The organism is Mixta intestinalis (genome assembly GCF_009914055.1).
Taxonomy (GTDB): domain Bacteria; phylum Pseudomonadota; class Gammaproteobacteria; order Enterobacterales; family Enterobacteriaceae; genus Mixta; species Mixta intestinalis.
Window position 1 is genome coordinate 646,922 of record NZ_CP028271.1, and the last position, 15,433, is coordinate 662,354.

At 57.0% G+C, this 15,433-nt stretch carries 18 protein-coding genes; 10 read left to right on the forward strand and 8 right to left on the reverse strand.

From position 1 onward, the window contains the following. Window positions 1-61: 61 nt before the first annotated feature. The gene (modE, locus tag C7M51_RS03025) at window positions 62-844 is read right to left on the reverse strand and encodes a molybdenum-dependent transcriptional regulator (RefSeq protein ID WP_160620383.1); all 783 of its coding nucleotides are present in this window, start codon (window positions 842-844) and stop codon (window positions 62-64) included. Window positions 845-1,005: 161 nt separating this feature from the next. Here modE and C7M51_RS03030 point away from each other — a divergent pair, with 161 nt between their 5' ends. The 4 genes from C7M51_RS03030 (at window position 1,006) to modC (ending at window position 3,854) form a co-directional block, all read left to right on the forward strand. Then, complete coding sequence (locus tag C7M51_RS03030) at window positions 1,006-1,164, forward strand: AcrZ family multidrug efflux pump-associated protein (RefSeq protein WP_160620385.1); 159 nt, start codon at window positions 1,006-1,008, stop codon at window positions 1,162-1,164. A 163-nt stretch (window positions 1,165-1,327) separates the two neighbouring features. Next, window positions 1,328-2,107: a molybdate ABC transporter substrate-binding protein gene (gene modA / locus C7M51_RS03035; RefSeq protein ID WP_160620387.1), complete on the forward strand. Its 780-nt coding sequence runs from the start codon at window positions 1,328-1,330 to the stop codon at window positions 2,105-2,107. Continuing rightward, the gene (gene modB / locus C7M51_RS03040; RefSeq protein ID WP_160620389.1) at window positions 2,104-2,793 is read left to right on the forward strand and encodes a molybdate ABC transporter permease subunit; all 690 of its coding nucleotides are present in this window, start codon (window positions 2,104-2,106) and stop codon (window positions 2,791-2,793) included. Before modA ends, modB begins: the two co-directional genes overlap by 4 nt. Continuing rightward, the gene (gene modC / locus C7M51_RS03045; RefSeq protein ID WP_160620392.1) at window positions 2,793-3,854 is read left to right on the forward strand and encodes a molybdenum ABC transporter ATP-binding protein ModC; all 1,062 of its coding nucleotides are present in this window, start codon (window positions 2,793-2,795) and stop codon (window positions 3,852-3,854) included. The genes modB and modC overlap by 1 nt, the downstream gene beginning before the upstream one ends. Before the next feature lie 265 nt (window positions 3,855-4,119). Here the strand turns inward: modC and C7M51_RS03050 are convergent, their stop codons facing one another. Next, window positions 4,120-4,938, reverse strand: coding sequence for a pyridoxal phosphatase (locus tag C7M51_RS03050; RefSeq protein WP_160620394.1), 819 nt, complete (start codon window positions 4,936-4,938; stop codon window positions 4,120-4,122). A gap of 158 nt (window positions 4,939-5,096) precedes the next feature. Between C7M51_RS03050 and pgl the strand changes: the two genes are divergently transcribed. Both pgl and C7M51_RS03060 read left to right on the forward strand, forming a co-directional pair. After that, on the forward strand, window positions 5,097-6,092 hold the full coding sequence (pgl, locus tag C7M51_RS03055) for a 6-phosphogluconolactonase (protein ID WP_160620396.1): 996 nt from the start codon (window positions 5,097-5,099) through the stop codon (window positions 6,090-6,092). A 135-nt stretch (window positions 6,093-6,227) separates the two neighbouring features. Then, the gene (locus C7M51_RS03060; RefSeq protein ID WP_160620398.1) at window positions 6,228-6,968 is read left to right on the forward strand and encodes an acid phosphatase; all 741 of its coding nucleotides are present in this window, start codon (window positions 6,228-6,230) and stop codon (window positions 6,966-6,968) included. Window positions 6,969-6,982: 14 nt separating this feature from the next. On the opposite strand, the gene C7M51_RS03065 is transcribed toward C7M51_RS03060, so the two are convergent. The 4 genes from C7M51_RS03065 to bioA all read right to left on the reverse strand — a co-directional run bounded on the left by C7M51_RS03065 (window position 6,983) and on the right by bioA (window position 10,575). Then, window positions 6,983-7,459, reverse strand: a complete 477-nt coding sequence (locus C7M51_RS03065; protein WP_160620400.1) for a kinase inhibitor — start codon at window positions 7,457-7,459, stop codon at window positions 6,983-6,985. 12 nt (window positions 7,460-7,471) lie between these two features. Continuing rightward, window positions 7,472-8,152 (reverse strand): type 1 glutamine amidotransferase domain-containing protein, encoded by a 681-nt coding sequence (locus tag C7M51_RS03070; RefSeq protein ID WP_160620402.1) that lies wholly within the window; start codon window positions 8,150-8,152, stop codon window positions 7,472-7,474. Continuing rightward, the gene (locus C7M51_RS03075) at window positions 8,149-9,207 is read right to left on the reverse strand and encodes an NADP-dependent oxidoreductase (RefSeq protein WP_160620404.1); all 1,059 of its coding nucleotides are present in this window, start codon (window positions 9,205-9,207) and stop codon (window positions 8,149-8,151) included. Before C7M51_RS03075 ends, C7M51_RS03070 begins: the two co-directional genes overlap by 4 nt. 75 nt (window positions 9,208-9,282) lie before the next feature. After that, a complete protein-coding gene (gene bioA / locus C7M51_RS03080) occupies window positions 9,283-10,575 on the reverse strand; it encodes an adenosylmethionine--8-amino-7-oxononanoate transaminase (protein WP_160620406.1) in 1,293 nt (430 codons plus the stop codon). 85 nt (window positions 10,576-10,660) lie between these two features. Between bioA and bioB the strand changes: the two genes are divergently transcribed. The 4 genes from bioB to bioD are packed head-to-tail and all read left to right on the forward strand — an operon-like array spanning window position 10,661 to window position 14,249. Next, the gene (gene bioB, locus C7M51_RS03085; RefSeq protein WP_160620408.1) at window positions 10,661-11,692 is read left to right on the forward strand and encodes a biotin synthase BioB; all 1,032 of its coding nucleotides are present in this window, start codon (window positions 10,661-10,663) and stop codon (window positions 11,690-11,692) included. Then, entirely contained in the window at window positions 11,692-12,846 is a 1,155-nt protein-coding gene (bioF, locus tag C7M51_RS03090; protein ID WP_160620410.1) for an 8-amino-7-oxononanoate synthase, read from the forward strand. The genes bioB and bioF overlap by 1 nt, the downstream gene beginning before the upstream one ends. Further along, window positions 12,827-13,585, forward strand: coding sequence for a malonyl-ACP O-methyltransferase BioC (gene bioC, locus C7M51_RS03095; RefSeq protein ID WP_160620413.1), 759 nt, complete (start codon window positions 12,827-12,829; stop codon window positions 13,583-13,585). The genes bioF and bioC overlap by 20 nt, the downstream gene beginning before the upstream one ends. Further along, window positions 13,578-14,249: a dethiobiotin synthase gene (gene bioD, locus C7M51_RS03100; RefSeq protein ID WP_160620415.1), complete on the forward strand. Its 672-nt coding sequence runs from the start codon at window positions 13,578-13,580 to the stop codon at window positions 14,247-14,249. Before bioC ends, bioD begins: the two co-directional genes overlap by 8 nt. Window positions 14,250-14,258: 9 nt before the next feature. Here the strand turns inward: bioD and C7M51_RS03105 are convergent, their stop codons facing one another. Further along, window positions 14,259-14,975, reverse strand: coding sequence for an ABC transporter ATP-binding protein (locus C7M51_RS03105; RefSeq protein ID WP_160620417.1), 717 nt, complete (start codon window positions 14,973-14,975; stop codon window positions 14,259-14,261). Between the two features lie 26 nt (window positions 14,976-15,001). Then, window positions 15,002-15,355: a hypothetical protein gene (locus C7M51_RS03110; RefSeq protein ID WP_160620419.1), complete on the reverse strand. Its 354-nt coding sequence runs from the start codon at window positions 15,353-15,355 to the stop codon at window positions 15,002-15,004. Window positions 15,356-15,433: the final 78 nt, after the last annotated feature.

Here is a 15,433-nt window from a genome sequence, read left to right on the forward strand (position 1 = left end):
TTGCAGCGTGAAAACTGGTTTTAATGGCTGGTTGCAATGATGTCAAATGCCGGACGCTGATTCAGAGCAGCGTCGCGATAATCACCCTGTCGGCGTTAAAATGTGCTATTACTGCGGCGCCAGGCTGGAGATTTTGCTGCTCCACCCGCTGATTGCTCAACGTGGCACACAGCGTTTCACCGCTGCCCAACGTCATCAGTACTTCGCTCTGCTGCTCGCCATGTTCAATCGCGCTAATGGTACAGGCGAGCTGGTTATCGGCCTCGGAAGCGGCCTGGCTGACGTTAATCCACGGCGCTTTGATCAGCAGCAGCACCTCTTTACCCGCGGTAAGCTGCAGGCGATCGGCGCTCTGTTGGGTCAGAGCAACCTTTAGCCGCGTTTCGCCATCGGCCAGCAAGACCTCAACATGCTGCTGTACCCGCTCCGCATCGCGATGAATCAAGGTGCCAAACAGCTGATTACGGGCGCTGGTTTGCAGGGAAAAGCGGGCGATTGCTGCCAACAGACTGTCGAGCGGCAGGCGATCGTCCTGTAACACATCGAACGCCTTTTGTTGAATCTGTTCCAGCAACCGAAACAGCTCAATCAGCCGTTCGCCGTAGCGAGTCAGCTGCGCGCCGCCGCCGCCTTTGCCGCCTGTCGCCCGTTCCACCAGCGTGCGCTCCGCCAGCAGGTTCATATCATTAATGGCATCCCATGCACTTTTATAACTGATGCCAGCCAGCTTTGCGCCCTGGCTGATGGAGCCGGTATTTTTAATCTGTTGCAGCAGTTTAATCCGTCGTGGATCGGCAAACAGTTTCTGCTGGAGTCGAATAATAAGAGAAATATCAGCCTGCATGGTACACCCCACAAAATGTTTTGTAGCGATTGTAAAAGAGGCGGCGCAGCGTGTCACGGCGTTAAGTCAACGCGTCAGAAAAGGTAAAGCGCACAAAAGGACAGTGCCTTTTTTACCCTGCTGGATACAATATTCTTTTTATCGCAGTAAATGAGGCAACTATGCTGGAACTGTTAAAAAGCCTTGCCGTCGCCGTCATTATGGTGCCTGTCGTCATGGCGATCATTCTGGGCCTGATTTATGGCATGGGCGAAGTTTTCAACATCATTTCCAAATTTGGTCACCGCAACAACGACCAGGCGGCAAAGCAACGCCACTAAGCGTAGCGCGCCGGACCTTCCTTTTAACAGGGCTGACTTCATGTCGGCCCTGTTGTTTTTCAGTTTCCGATTGTTTTTTCCGCTTTTTCATTTGATCAAACCAATGACAGGGTTCAACGTCTCGTTATATTATGCAATACATAACGTAACCAGGAGAAACTGTATGTCAGCTATTAATAAGAATAATTGTATAATGGCATTGGTGATGGGGCTGTCTCTTTCCGGACATGCCGTCGCCGCTGAAAAAATTACCGTATTTGCAGCTGCTTCGCTGACGAACGCTTTGCAGGATATCGTCAACGAATATGAAAAAAATGAACAAGATATAAAAATCGTTACTTCCTACGCCTCTTCGTCTACCCTGGCGCGTCAGATAGAGCAGGGCGCACCCGCCGATCTGTTTATTTCCGCCGATCAACAGTGGATGGATTACGCGGCGAATAAAAAAAGCATCGAAACCCGTTCGCGCTATACGCTGTTAGGTAACGATCTGGTGCTGATTGCTCCCACCGATGCGCACAGCCAGCAGGTACAAATCAACAAAAACACCGACTGGAAAAGCCTGTTAAAGGGACAACGTATCGCAACAGGCGATCCCGATCATGTTCCTGCCGGTATTTATGCGAAAGAGGCCTTACAAAATCTGGGCGCCTGGGATACGCTGTCGCCGGTTATGGCGCGCGCTAATAATGTGCGTGCGGCGCTGGCGCTGGTGGAACGTAATGAAACGCCTTACGGCATTGTCTACGGTTCCGATGCCGTTGCCAGCCATAACGTGCAGGTAGTCGGGCATTTCCCGGAAAACAGCCACAAGCCGGTACAGTACCCGATTGCTATTGTTAAGGATCGCCAACAGCCTGCGGTCAGTGCGTTCTACGACTATCTCAAAGGACCTGAGGCGGCGGCAATATTTAAAAAATATGGATTTACCCCTAACGAATGATATTGAGTGAAGTGGAATGGCAGGCTGTTGAACTCAGCCTGAAAGTTTCTGCCGTGGCAGTAGCGGTCAGTTTACCTTTTGGTATTTTCCTCGCATGGGTGCTGGCCCGCTGCCAGTTTCGCGGCAAAGCACTGCTCGATAGCCTGATTCATCTGCCGCTGGTGCTGCCGCCAGTGGTGGTGGGCTATTTGCTGCTGCTCTCTTTAGGGCGGCGCGGCTGGATCGGTGCCTGGCTTTATGACTGGTTTGGTATCAGCTTCGCCTTTAGCTGGCGAGGTGCGGCTTTAGCGGCTGCGGTGGTGGCATTGCCGTTGATGGTGCGGGCGATCAGGCTGGCGCTGGAGGCGGTCGATCCCAGGCTGGAGCAGGCGGCACGCACGCTGGGGGCCGGACGCTGGCGCGTTTTTTTCACCATTACGCTGCCGTTAACGCTGCCCGGCCTTATCGCTGGCACAGTGCTGGCATTCGCCCGTTCGCTGGGTGAGTTCGGCGCCACCATCACCTTTGTTTCCAATATTCCTGGCGAAACGCGTACCATTCCGCTGGCGATGTTCACCTTACTGGAAACGCCCGGTGCGGAAACCAACGCCGCCAGGCTCTGCCTGATCGCGATTGCGCTGGCGTTAATTTCGCTGCTGTTGTCGGAATGGCTGGCCCGCTGGGGCCGTAAGCGTCTGGGGGGCTGATGCTGGAACTTAATTTTACGTTACAGCAGGGCGATAGCCTGCTTCAGGTAAACGCCGAGCTGCCGACCAAAGGTATTACCGCCGTTTTCGGCGTCTCCGGTGCCGGGAAAACCTCATTGATTAACGCTATCGCCGGGCTGGCGCAGCCGCAGCAGGGATCGATTCGCCTGAACGGACGCACTCTTAGCGATGCGGAAGAAAATCTCTGGCTGCCGCCAGAAAAGCGCGGTGTTGGCTATGTCTTTCAGGAGGCGCGCCTCTTTCCGCACTACCGGGTACGTGGCAATCTGCGTTACGGCATGGCGAAAAGCCGTCAGCCGCAGTTTGATACGCTGGTCAATTTACTGGGGCTGAACGATCTCCTGGATCGTTTTCCCTGGACGCTCTCCGGCGGTGAAAAACAGCGGGTAGCGATTGGGCGCGCGCTGCTGACGGCACCAGATATCCTGCTGATGGATGAGCCGCTGGCTTCGCTTGATATCCCGCGCAAGCGTGAGCTGCTTCCCTGGCTACAAAAGCTGGCGAAGCAGGTGGATATTCCGGTGCTTTACGTATCGCACAGCCTGGATGAGATTTTGCAGCTGGCCGATCGGGTATTGCTGCTGGATAAAGGCCAGGTTAAGGCGACGGGTACGCTTGAACAGGTATGGAGCAGCAGTGCGCTACGCCCCTGGCTGCCGCGCAGCGAGCAGAGTACGGTGCTGCGAGTACAGGTACTGGAGCAGCATCCTGATTATGCGATGACCGCGCTATCATTGGGCGATCAGCACATTTGGGTGAGCCGCGTGGAAGCGCCAGTAAAGTCGCCGTTGCGTATTCGCATCCGGTCTTCTGATGTTTCCCTGTCTTTACAGCCGCCGCAGCACAGCACTATTCGTAATGTACTGCCAGCGCAGGTTAGTGAGCTGATTGAGGTGGATAATCAGCAGGTAGAGGTTAAATTGCGTATCGGTAGCAGTGAGCTTTGGGCGCGTATAACGCCCTGGGCGCGTGATGAACTGGCAATCAAACCGGGCATGTGGCTGTTTGCACAAATAAAGAGCGTCTCTATTACCGCCTGATAATTCCAGGGCCGTGGTTATTTATAATCCGGCCCCGTTTTATTGAGTGACGTTTGCGGGCAGCAAGAACGATACATTACTATTAAACTCATCGTACATTAGATGCGCCTGAGATAATCGCCGCGCTGCAGCTTAAACGATCGCCAACGCGTGCGGTAGGCTGACCGTTTTCATCCATGAGTCAGAAGCAAAATGGCAGTGACCATTTTTCGATCGCCTGACGCAGGGCGCGACAGGCGACAGATATAGCGGTTCAGGTGGTTAATTACAGCACCTCACGGCGAATCGTTTCGGCTATGCCCGGTTCCAGATTGGTGCCGATTACGCGGGCGGCTCGCGCTTTAATCGCTTCATCGGCATTGCCCATTGCCACACCCAGCCCGACGTTTTCCAGCATGCTGAGATCGTTATAGTTATCGCCAAACGCCAGCACATCTTTCATCTCCAGGCCCTGCGATGCAACCCATTGTGCCAGGCGTTTGCCTTTGCTGTTGCCCGCCTGCGCGATATCCACCTGATCGTGCCATGACCATTCACAGGCCAGTCCCAGCGTCTGTTCAACCTCTTCGGCAAACTGCTGTAGCGCACGCGTATCGGGATGGGAGAGGGCAAACTTCCAGATAGCCTGTGCTTCACGAGCGGCAGCGGCAAGATCCGGCACCTGTAAAAACAGCGGGCGCTGATGTTCGGGCAGTGATTCAGCCCACAGCTGCGTGCGTTCCACGTGGCCGGTGGGCGTTTGGTACAGCATGGCATCATCCACATAGAGCAGGCCGTGGATCGCCTGGCGATCGAGCATTTCAATGACCTGCAACGCCTGCGGTTGCGCCAGCGGATCGGCAGAGAGCACTTTTTTCGCCTGATAATCGTACAAATAGGTGCCGTTACAGCAGATTGCAGGTGTATCCAGCGCCAGCGCCTGATAAAAAGGATGGATAGCGCAGTGGTGACGTCCGGTGACAATAATTACCTTTACCCCGGCGCGTTGCGCTTCGGCAAGTGCGGCAAGGGATTCAGGAAGAATAGTTTTACGCGGCGTAAGCAGCGTACCGTCAAGGTCAAGGGCAATTACGCGATAGCTCATCAATCGTTCCGCCAGTCATTATTCGCAAAGCAGCGATGTTACACCTTGCGGGGCCGGTCACCAAATCGCCACAGCATAAACAATCCGACGAACAGAGATAAAACGCGCTACCCTTTGCCACAGGTTAATGATTACAGGTAATGAGATAAGGAGAATTCATGAAGCAAGTTGTTTATACCGCCAGCCCGGAAAGCCAGCAGATTCACGTCTGGCAAATGAGTGATGATGGCGCGCTGACGCTGTTACAGGTAGTGGACGTGGCCGGACAGGTACAGCCAATGGTGGTGAATCCCTCCCAGCCCTTTTTATACGTTGGCGTGCGCCCGCAGTTTCGCGTGATTGCCTATCGCATTGCGGATGACGGCACCCTGAGCGAAGCGGGCCAGGCTTCGTTACCGGGCAGCCCAACCCATATCTCTACCGATCGGCACGGTAATTTCCTGTTTTGCGGATCGTATAACGACGCCTGCGTCAGCATTAGCCCTATCGGTGCTGACGGCGTGCCGCTGGAGCCAGGCCAGGTGATAAAGGGTCTGGAAGGTTGCCACTCGGCAAATATCGGCAGCGATAACCAAACGCTGTTTGTGCCTGCACTCAAGCAGGATCGTATCTGTCTGTTTGACGTTCATGCTACCGGCAAGCTGACGCCGCACCAGCAGGAGCAGGTCACCACCGTAGAAGGCGCAGGTCCGCGTCATATGGTTTTCCATCCCAACCGGCAGTATGCCTATTGCGTTAATGAGCTGAACAGCACCGTTGATGTCTGGCAGCTGAATAATGCCCACGGTCAGGTGGAGTGTGTTCAGAGTCTGGATATGCAGCCTGCCGATTTTAATGGTACTCGCTGGGCGGCGGATATTCACCTGACGCCGGACGGACGTCATCTTTACGCCTGCGATCGCACCTCCAGCACGCTGACTATCTTCAGCGTCAGTGAAGATGGGGGTCTGCTGAACGTTGAAGGCCACCAGCCAACCGAGACGCAGCCGCGCGGCTTTAATATTGACAGCCGCGGTGAGTATCTGGTTGCTGCGGGGCAGAAATCGCACCATATTGAGGTTTATCGCATTGCTGCCGATCGCGGTCTGTTAACGCCGCTGGCGCGCTACGCGGTTGGACAGGGCCCAATGTGGGTGGTCATCCACGCGCTGTAAATATTGAGCCGCTTCGCAATTTTTACTGCGAAGCGGCGCATTATCCTTCTTCAGATCAAACTATTACGCTTTCTGCGTTTTTTTCCTGTCACCTCGTTGTCTTAACGGCGGGATTAAATCAACAAGGAGGCGATAATGTCGTCATTAAAAAAATTCTGTTTCCCGTTGCTTGCTGTTGGCCTGCTGTTTTCTGGCGGCGTGCAGGCTGAGACGGTTCCGCATTTCCTGACCGCTGAAGAAGCACCAGACAGTTTTGCCATCCTTCCGCCCCCGCCGGCCTTTGACAGCGTCGAATTCTTACGTGATAAAGCCTTTTACGACTGGGGCGTGGCGCAGCGTAAAACGGCACGCGGCAAGCTGGCCTGGCAGGATGCCGACGTAAAGGCAGAAAATATTCCGCTGCTGTTTAGCGAGGCGTTTGGCCATTCGCTGTCGCAGCAGCAGGCACCGGAAATCTATCATCTGATGATCACGATGAAAGAAGATGCGGGTACCTGGGCTACCGCCAGCGCGAAAAAGCAGTATCAGCGTATTCGGCCTTTCTCTTTTTATGGCGTACCGACCTGTCGTCAGGAAGAAGAGGGGACGCTGGCGGGGGAAGGCTCCTATCCGTCAGGACATACCACTATTGGCTGGGCGTTAGCGCTGGTGCTGGCAGAAATTAACCCGACGCGTCAGCAGGAAATTTTGCGACGAGGACTGGAAATTGGCGAAAGCCGCGTGATTTGCGGTTATCACTGGCAAAGCGATATTGATGCGGCACGCACTATGGCTGCGGCGGTAGTTGCCCGGCTGCATGCCAATGCGGAGTTTAATCAGCAAATGGAAAAAGCAAAGGCGGAGTTTGCACGTCTGGCGGCAGGCGGAGCGCCGTAGCGCCCCGCGTCGGTTTAGCTGTACAGTACGGTAATTGAGGCGCTGGCGAGGCGATGGAAATGGACGTTAAAGCCCACCATCGCACCGCTGGCATTCTCATCCACCTCAATTTTTTCCACGTCCAGCGCGTGAACGGTAAAAATATAGCGATGAGTTTCACCCTGCGGCGGTGCCGCGCCGCCGTAGCCCGCTTTGCCAAAGTCGGTGCGCGTTTCTATCGCCTCTTCCGGCAGCGCAGCCTGGCCCGATCCCGCGCCCTGCGGCAGCACGGTAACGTTGGCGGGAATATTTGCCACAACCCAGTGCCACCAGCCGGAGCCGGTTGGCGCGTCAGGGTCATAACAGGTCACAACAAAGCTTTTGGTGCCTTCCGGCACCTCATCCCAGGCAAGATGGGGTGAAATATTGTCGCCCTGATAACCCATGCCGTTGAACACATGGCGCTCCGGCATTTTCTCGCCATCGTTAAAATTGTGACTGTAGATCCTCATCGCATCTCCCTGTTATTGATGTAAAAATTTCAGCAGCTCTTCAGCGGTTACGGCAGATGAGGTGGGATTTTGGCCGGTAATCAAATGTCCATCTGTTACCGCAAAAGCGCCCCAGTCTGCGGTGCGCTCAAACTCTCCGCCCAGTTTTTTCAGCTCATCTTCCACCAGAAAGGGTACCACATCGGTCAGCCCGACGGCCTGCTCTTCGCTGTTGGTAAAGCCGGTAACGCGCTTACCCGCTACCAGCGGCGTACCGTCCGGTTTTTTCACATGACGCAGCACGCCCGGTGCATGGCAGACGGCGGCTACCGGTTTGCCGTTAGCGAACAGATTTTCGATCAGCGCAATGCTGTGCTTATCTTCTGCCAGGTCCCACAGCGGGCCATGTCCACCGGGATAAAATACCGCGTCAAACTTGCTGCCATCAATAGTATCAAGCCGCTGGGTATTCGCCAGCGCCTGCTGCGCCGCAATATCATGACGAAAACGTTCGGTATCATGCGTTTGTGCATCGGGCGCATCGCTTTTAGGATCGAGCGGCGGCTGTCCACCCTGCGGGGAAGCGAGCACCACGCTGATACCCGCATCTTTAAAGATGTAGTAAGGCGCGACAAACTCTTCCAGCCAGAAGCCGGTCTTTTTCCCGGTTTCGCCCAGCCTGTCGTGGGAGGTAAGGACCATCAAAATTTTCATTTCTGTTCTCCCGGACGGTCGGAGGCGACACGGACGATCAGCTTGCCGAAGTTTTTTCCTTCCAGCATACCGATAAAGGCCTCCGGTGCCTCTTCAAGGTCGTCGACAATATGTTCACGGAATACCAGGCGATCTTCCGCCACCCATTGACTCATCTGGCGGAAAAACTCTTCGAAACGATCGCCATAGTCCTGATTGATAATAAAGCCCTGCACGCGCAGGCGCTTACGCAGGATCGCGCTCTGGAACAGCGGCAAACGATCGCCGCCCTGCGGTAGTTCGCCGCTGCTGTTATAGTCGGCAATCAGGCCGCAGACCGGAATGCGGCCTTTGGTGTTCATCAACGGCAGCACGGCGTTAAACACCTTACCGCCGACGCTTTCAAAATAGACATCAATGCCGTCAGGGCAGTGCTGTTTCAGCTGTGCTTCCAGATCGTCCTGGCGATGATCGAGGCAGCGATCGAAGCCCAGCTTTTCTTCGGCGTAGCGACACTTCTCTTCGCCGCCGGCGATGCCTACCACATGGCAGCCTTTCAGTTTGGCAATCTGTCCCACCACGGAACCAACGGCACCGGTAGCGGCAGCCACCACAACGGTTTCACCTGGCTGCGGATCGCCAATGTCCAACAGCCCCATATAGGCGGTAAAGCCGGTCATACCCAGCAGGCCCAGCGCCCAGGAGGGATGAGCCAGCACCGGGCCCTGCAATTTAAACAGGCAGCGTCCGTCCGACAGCGCGTAATCCTGCCAGCCGCTCTGACTCACCACCCAGTCGCCCTGTTGATAGTCGGGATGGTTAGAATGCTCAACGACAGCAACCGTACCGCCGCCCAGCACCTCATCAACGGCAAAAGGGGCAACGTAAGAGGGCGCATCGCTCATGCGTCCACGCATATAAGGATCGAGCGACAGATAAACCGTTCGCAACAGAATCTCGCCGTCGCCGGGTTTCGGAACCGGCTGCGTTTCAAAACGGAAATTTGCCTTGGTCGGCGCACCTTTGGGGCGCGAGGCTAATATCACGCGGCGGTTATGTTCTTTCTCTTGTGGCATTACTCACTCCTTTGCTAGCGGGGATGCTAAAAGCGTAGTGCATCACGCCGCCGCCTGCTTTGAGGTGCTTCGCCTTTAGGCAGGTAAAAAGAGCTCGGTGCGATCCAGCGCCGCGCCGATTGCCTCGCTCAGCTGAGCCAGCCCGGCGGCATCGATCACATAAGGCGGCATCAGATAGATCAGCCGTCCGAACGGGCGGATCCAGACGCCGCGATCGACGAAAAAGCGCTGAATAGCCGCCATATTTACCGGCTGATGACTCTCAATTACGCCGATAGCGCCCAGTACCCGCACTTCTTTAACCTGTGGATGCGCCGCCAGCGGCAGCAAGGTTTCGCGTAGCTGCTGCGCTATTGCCACGACCTGCTGCGCCCAGTGGCCTTCCTGTAGTAGCGCCAGGCTGGCGTCGGCCACCGCGCAGGCGAGCGGATTGCCCATAAAGGTGGGGCCGTGCATAAAGCAGCCTGCTGCGCCATTGCTGATGGTTGTCGCCACCTCGCGCGTGGTCAGGGTAGCGGAAAGGGTCATGGTGCCGCCGGTCAGCGCCTTGCCCAGGCAGAGAATATCGGGCGTGATACCGGCATGATCGCAGGCAAACAGTTTGCCGGTGCGCCCAAAACCGGTAGCGATTTCATCGGCAATCAGTAACACCCGATGGCGATCGCACAGTTCGCGCACCCGTTGCAGGTAGCGTGGATGGTAAAAGCGCATTCCGCCCGCGCCCTGCACAATGGGCTCCAGAATCACGGCGGCGATAGTGCCTTCATGCTGCGCTATCAGAGCGGCAAACTCAGCGATATCCGCTTCATCCCACTCATCATCAAAACGGCACTGCGGTGCGGGCGCGAACAGATGCGTCGGCAAATAGCCCTGCCACAGACTGTGCATTGAGTTATCCGGGTCGCATACCGACATGGCGGAGAAGGTATCGCCATGATAGCCGCGGCGTAGCGTCAAAAAGCGCTGCCGCCGTTCCCCACGCGCCTGCCAGTATTGCAGCGCCATTTTCATCGCTACCTCCACCGCTACCGAGCCGGAGTCGGCAAGAAACACGCACTCCAGCGGCGCAGGTGTCATCGCCACCAGACGGCGGCAAAGCGCCACGGCAGAGGGATGAGTAATGCCGCCGAACATCACATGGGACATCTGCGCCATCTGCGTTTGCAGCGCCTGGTTGAGCCGCGGATGGTTATAGCCGTGAATCGCTGCCCACCACGAAGACATACCGTCGATCAGTCGACGACCATCGGCCAGCCGCAGATAGACGCCCTGTGCGCCGACAATCGGATAACAGGGCAAAGGATCGCTCATGGAGGTGTAAGGGTGCCAGATATGGTCGCGGTCGAAGGCGAGATCGTCTGAATTCATGATCGCTTGTAAACCAAAAAGAAAAGATTTAGTTTACAAGTATAATTCGGTTCCACAATAAAAACGACACTTTCTGGAGTAAGCAATGGCGATGCGCTGGACGCTGGCACAGGCTCAGGCCCTGTTTGATAAACCTTTTCTTGAACTGATGTTTGAAGCGCAGCAGGTACACCGGCGGCACTTCGATCCGCGTCAGGTGCAGGTGAGTACGCTACTGTCGATTAAAACCGGTGCCTGCCCGGAAGATTGTAAATATTGCCCGCAGAGCGCCCGGTATAAAACCGGCCTTGAGGCGGAGCGGCTGATGGAGGTGGAAGAGGTGCTCGCCTCAGCGCGTAAGGCAAAGGCGGCGGGATCGTCACGCTTTTGCATGGGCGCGGCGTGGAAAAACCCCAACGATCGCGATATGCCTTACCTGGAAAAGATGGTGCAGGGCGTTAAGGCGATGGGGATGGAAACCTGCATGACGCTGGGAACCCTGAGCGATGCGCAGGCGCAGCGGCTGGGAGAGGCAGGGCTTGATTTTTACAACCATAACCTGGACACCTCGCCGGAGTTCTACGGCAATATCATTACGACCCGCACTTATCAGGAGCGTCTTGATACGCTGGAAAAAGTGCGCGAAGCGGGCATCAAAGTCTGCTCCGGCGGCATCGTCGGACTGGGCGAAGAGGTCAGGGATCGCGCCGCGCTGTTGGTACAGCTGGCAAACCTGCCGGTAGCGCCGGAAAGCGTGCCGATCAATATGCTGGTGAAGGTGAAAGGCACGCCGCTGGCGGAAAATGACGATGTCGATCCCTTCGATTTTATTCGTACCATTGCGGTGGCGCGTATCATGATGCCGACTTCCCACGTGCGTCTTTCCGCCGGGCGCGAGCAGATGAGCGAGCAGACACAGGCGATGTGCTTTATGGCGGGTGCCAACTCCATCTTCTACGGCTGCAAGCTGCTGACCACGCCCAACCCGGAAGAGGATAAAGATCTGCTGCTGTTCCGCAAGCTTGGCCTTAACCCGGAACATACCCATACCGATGCGGGCGATAACGCGCAGCAGCAGGCGCTGGCGCAGCAGCTGGTCAACGCCGACACCGCGCACTATTACAACGCGGCGCAATAATGGGCTGGCAACAGCGAATTGAGACGGCGCTGGATGTGCGTCGTCAACAGCAACGCTGGCGTCAGCGCACGTTGCTGACCGTAAACCGCGCCGGTTGGTTACAGCACGACGGCAGGCGCTATCGCAACTTTTCCAGCAATGACTATCTCGGTCTGAGCGACGACGCGCGCATTATCGCCGCCTGGCAGCAGGGCGCAGCGCGTTACGGCGTCGGTGCGGGCGCTTCCGGTCATGTTACCGGCTATGCGTTACCGCACGGCGAACTGGAGGCGGAGCTGGCGCAGTGGCTGGGCTATCCACGTGCGCTGCTGTTTAATTCTGGCTACGCCGCTAACCAGGCGGCGATCGGTGCGCTGGCCGCTGCCGGAGATCGCATTCTGGCGGATAAGCTGGCGCATGCCTCGCTGCTGGAAGCCGCCAGCCTCAGCCCGGCGACACTGCGCCGCTTCACTCATAACCAGGCGGCAAGCCTGCACCGGTTGCTGGCTTCGCCCTGTAGCGGTGAAACACTGGTGGTCACCGAAGGCGTGTTCAGCATGGATGGCGACAGCGCGCCGCTGGAGGAGCTACATGCGCTGACGCAGCAGGCGGGCGGCTGGCTGTTGGTGGATGATGCGCACGGCATTGGCGTGCAGGGCGAGCAGGGACGCGGCAGCTGCTGGCAACAGCATGTCAGGCCGGAGTTGCTGGTGATCACTTTTGGCAAAGCGTTTGGCGTCAGCGGCGCGGCACTGTTGTGCAATGAGCAGACCGCCGACTATCTGGTGCAGTTTGCCCGTCACCTGATTTACAGCACGGCGATGCCTCCCGCGCAGGCGGAGGCGTTACGGGCGGCGCTGCGTGCGGTGCAGCAGGGCGACGATCTGCGTCAACAGCTGGCGGCGAATATCGCCCGTTTCCGCCAGGGCGCGCGGCAGCTTGGCCTGCCGCTTGTTCCTTCCGCCACTGCGATTCAGCCGCTGCTGGTGGGGGATGAGGGAAAGGCACTGGCGCGCTCTGATGCACTGCGTCAGCGCGGCTGCTGGGTGACGGCGATCCGTCCACCCACGGTGCCGCCTGGTGGCGCAAGGCTGCGCATTACCCTGACGGCGCGGCACAGGGCGGAAGATATTGACAGCCTGCTGGAGGCACTACATGACGCACAAAGTGAATAAACAGGCGGTCGCGCAGGCATTTGGTCGTGCCGCAGGCGGTTACGAGCGTTACGCTGATTTTCAGCGCACCAGCGGTGAGCGTTTACTGGCGCTGCTGCCGACAACGGCGAGCGGTATGGTGCTGGATGCGGGATGTGGCACCGGCTGGTTCAGCCGCCGCTGGCGGCAGCGCGGGCAACAGGTTATCGCGCTCGATCTGTCGCCGGGTATGCTGGCGCAGGCGCGGCGCGATAGCTCTGCACATCACTATCTGCTGGGCGATATCGAAGCGTTACCGTTACGCAGCCACAGCGTGGATCTCAGCTGGAGCAATCTGGCGGTGCAGTGGTGCAGCAGCCTGAAGCAGGGCATTGACGAGCTGTGCCGGGTGACGCGTCCCGGCGGCAAGGTGCTGTTCTCCACGCTGGCTGAGGCTTCTTTAACCGAGATGCGAACCGCCTGGCAAGCGCTGGATGCGCATCAACACGTAAACACCTTCTTATCCGAGGCGGCGGTTGATCGGGCCTGTGGTGGCCGAACGCGACGACTGCACAGCGCAAGGGTGGAGCAATATTTTCCCGACGTGCTGAGCGCTCTACAGTCGCTGAAGGGCATCGGCGCTACCCATATTCATCAGGGGCGCGCCAGCGGCTTACTGACCCGCCAGCGTCTGCAACAGCTGGCGCACCACTGGCCGCACGACGAGCGCGGCTATTTATTATCCTGGCAACTGATTACCGGAGTGATTGATTGTGAGTAACTGCTGGTTCCTGACCGGAACCGATACCGAAGTAGGCAAAACCGTCGCCAGCAGCGCGCTGCTACAGGCGGCAAACCGCGCCGGCCTGCGTACCGCGGGCTATAAGCCGGTGGCGTCGGGCAGCGAGCTAACGCCAGACGGTATTCGTAACGGCGATGCGCTGGCGCTACAGCGTAACAGTAGCCTGACGTTGCGCTATGAGGAGGTTAATCCGCTGGCCTTTCTGGAGCCGACTTCGCCGCATATTGTCAGCGCCGAGACCGGCCAACCAATCGCTTTTACGCAGCTCTCCGCCGGTCTGACAGCATTACGGGCGAAAGCGGAGTGGGTGCTGGTAGAAGGCGCGGGGGGCTGGTACACGCCGCTGTCAGAGCAGCAAACCTATGCGGACTGGGTAAAGCAGGAGCAGCTGCCGGTTATTCTGGTGGTAGGAATTAAGCTGGGCTGCATCAACCATGCGCTGCTAACCGCCGAGGCGGTGCGAAGCGCCGGATTGCCGCTGGCGGGCTGGATCGCTAACGATGTCCAGCTGCCCGGCAGACGACATCAGGAATATCTGGCGACCCTGCGTCAGCGCCTGCCTGCGCCGCTGTTGGGGGAAATTCCCTGGCTGGCGGATATCGACAACGCGCCGCTGGGTGAGTATCTGCGCCTGCCGCAGTAATATGGCGCATCAGCCTGGTGCCAGCCACTCATCTATTGCATTGCTGTCCAGTTCAGCAACGTGGCCCTGTGCCACGTTGCGCCCATGATGCAGCAATAAAAAGGCGTTCGCCGTCTGTCGAATCATCGCAGTATGCCGTGCAATTAACAGCATTGTCAGCCCATATTCGTGGTTAAGCTGATGCAGCAGTTCCCCGGTTTCTTCCGCCTGCGCCGACGACATTCCCGCCGTTGGCTCATCGACAATCAACAGATCCGGCTGCGGCACCAGCGCCCTCGCCAGCATCAGCTGCTGCTGTAACGCAGGCGGCAACGCGCCGCTGCGCAGATGACGCCGCTTCCACAGCGCGGGAAACAGATGATTAACCAGCGTTGGCAGCACAGGGTGGCCCGCTTGCTGCCCGGCCAGCAGCGCGATCAATAAATTTTCTTCCACGCTAAGCTGAGAAAATAGCTGGCAGCCCTGCGGCAGATAGCTGATACCCAGCCGCGCCCGCGCTTCGGCAGGCTGTGCGTTTAAATCTTCGACGGGCGAACCCCGCTGCTGCCACATCATACTGCCGCTGCCAATGGGCAGATAGCCCATAATACAGTTTACCAGCGTAGTCTTGCCCATACCGGGCTGACCGATAATACCGGTACAGCTGCCACACGGCACATCCAGATCCACATTCCAGAGCACTTGCCTGTCACCATAAAACTGACTGACCGAGCGTAAACGTAGCATCGTCTTCTCCTTCATCGCGTTTATCGCTATCTGTCGCACAAGTAATACCTGCAAACCACAGGCCAGGCTGATGCATTCTGCTTAAAAAATGACGGGTGCAAGGCTGGCTGGTGGAGTGAATGTTGAGTAAAGCTTAATAATTTAAAGCTGTAATAGTCAGGCTGCCCTTTAATGGTGCCGGACAGAGAGCATTTATGGTGCAGCTGTCTGTCGATAAGGCAGTAAAATTTATTAATTGCGGGCTGAAGAGATGTCTGGAAAAGTTTCCACAGCGCCGCATCGCAGGCGCTTCGCGCAAAAAACAGCAGGCAGGGACATGACAAAAGCGCGAAAAAAAAATATTTCAGCCTGATGACGGCCCAGGGATCTTTTTTATCCATCCCCGATGCTGCGGGGCCTGTAAACAGTTATCCACCATTCCTGTGGATAACCATGTGCATTACCGAGTGAAAACAGCT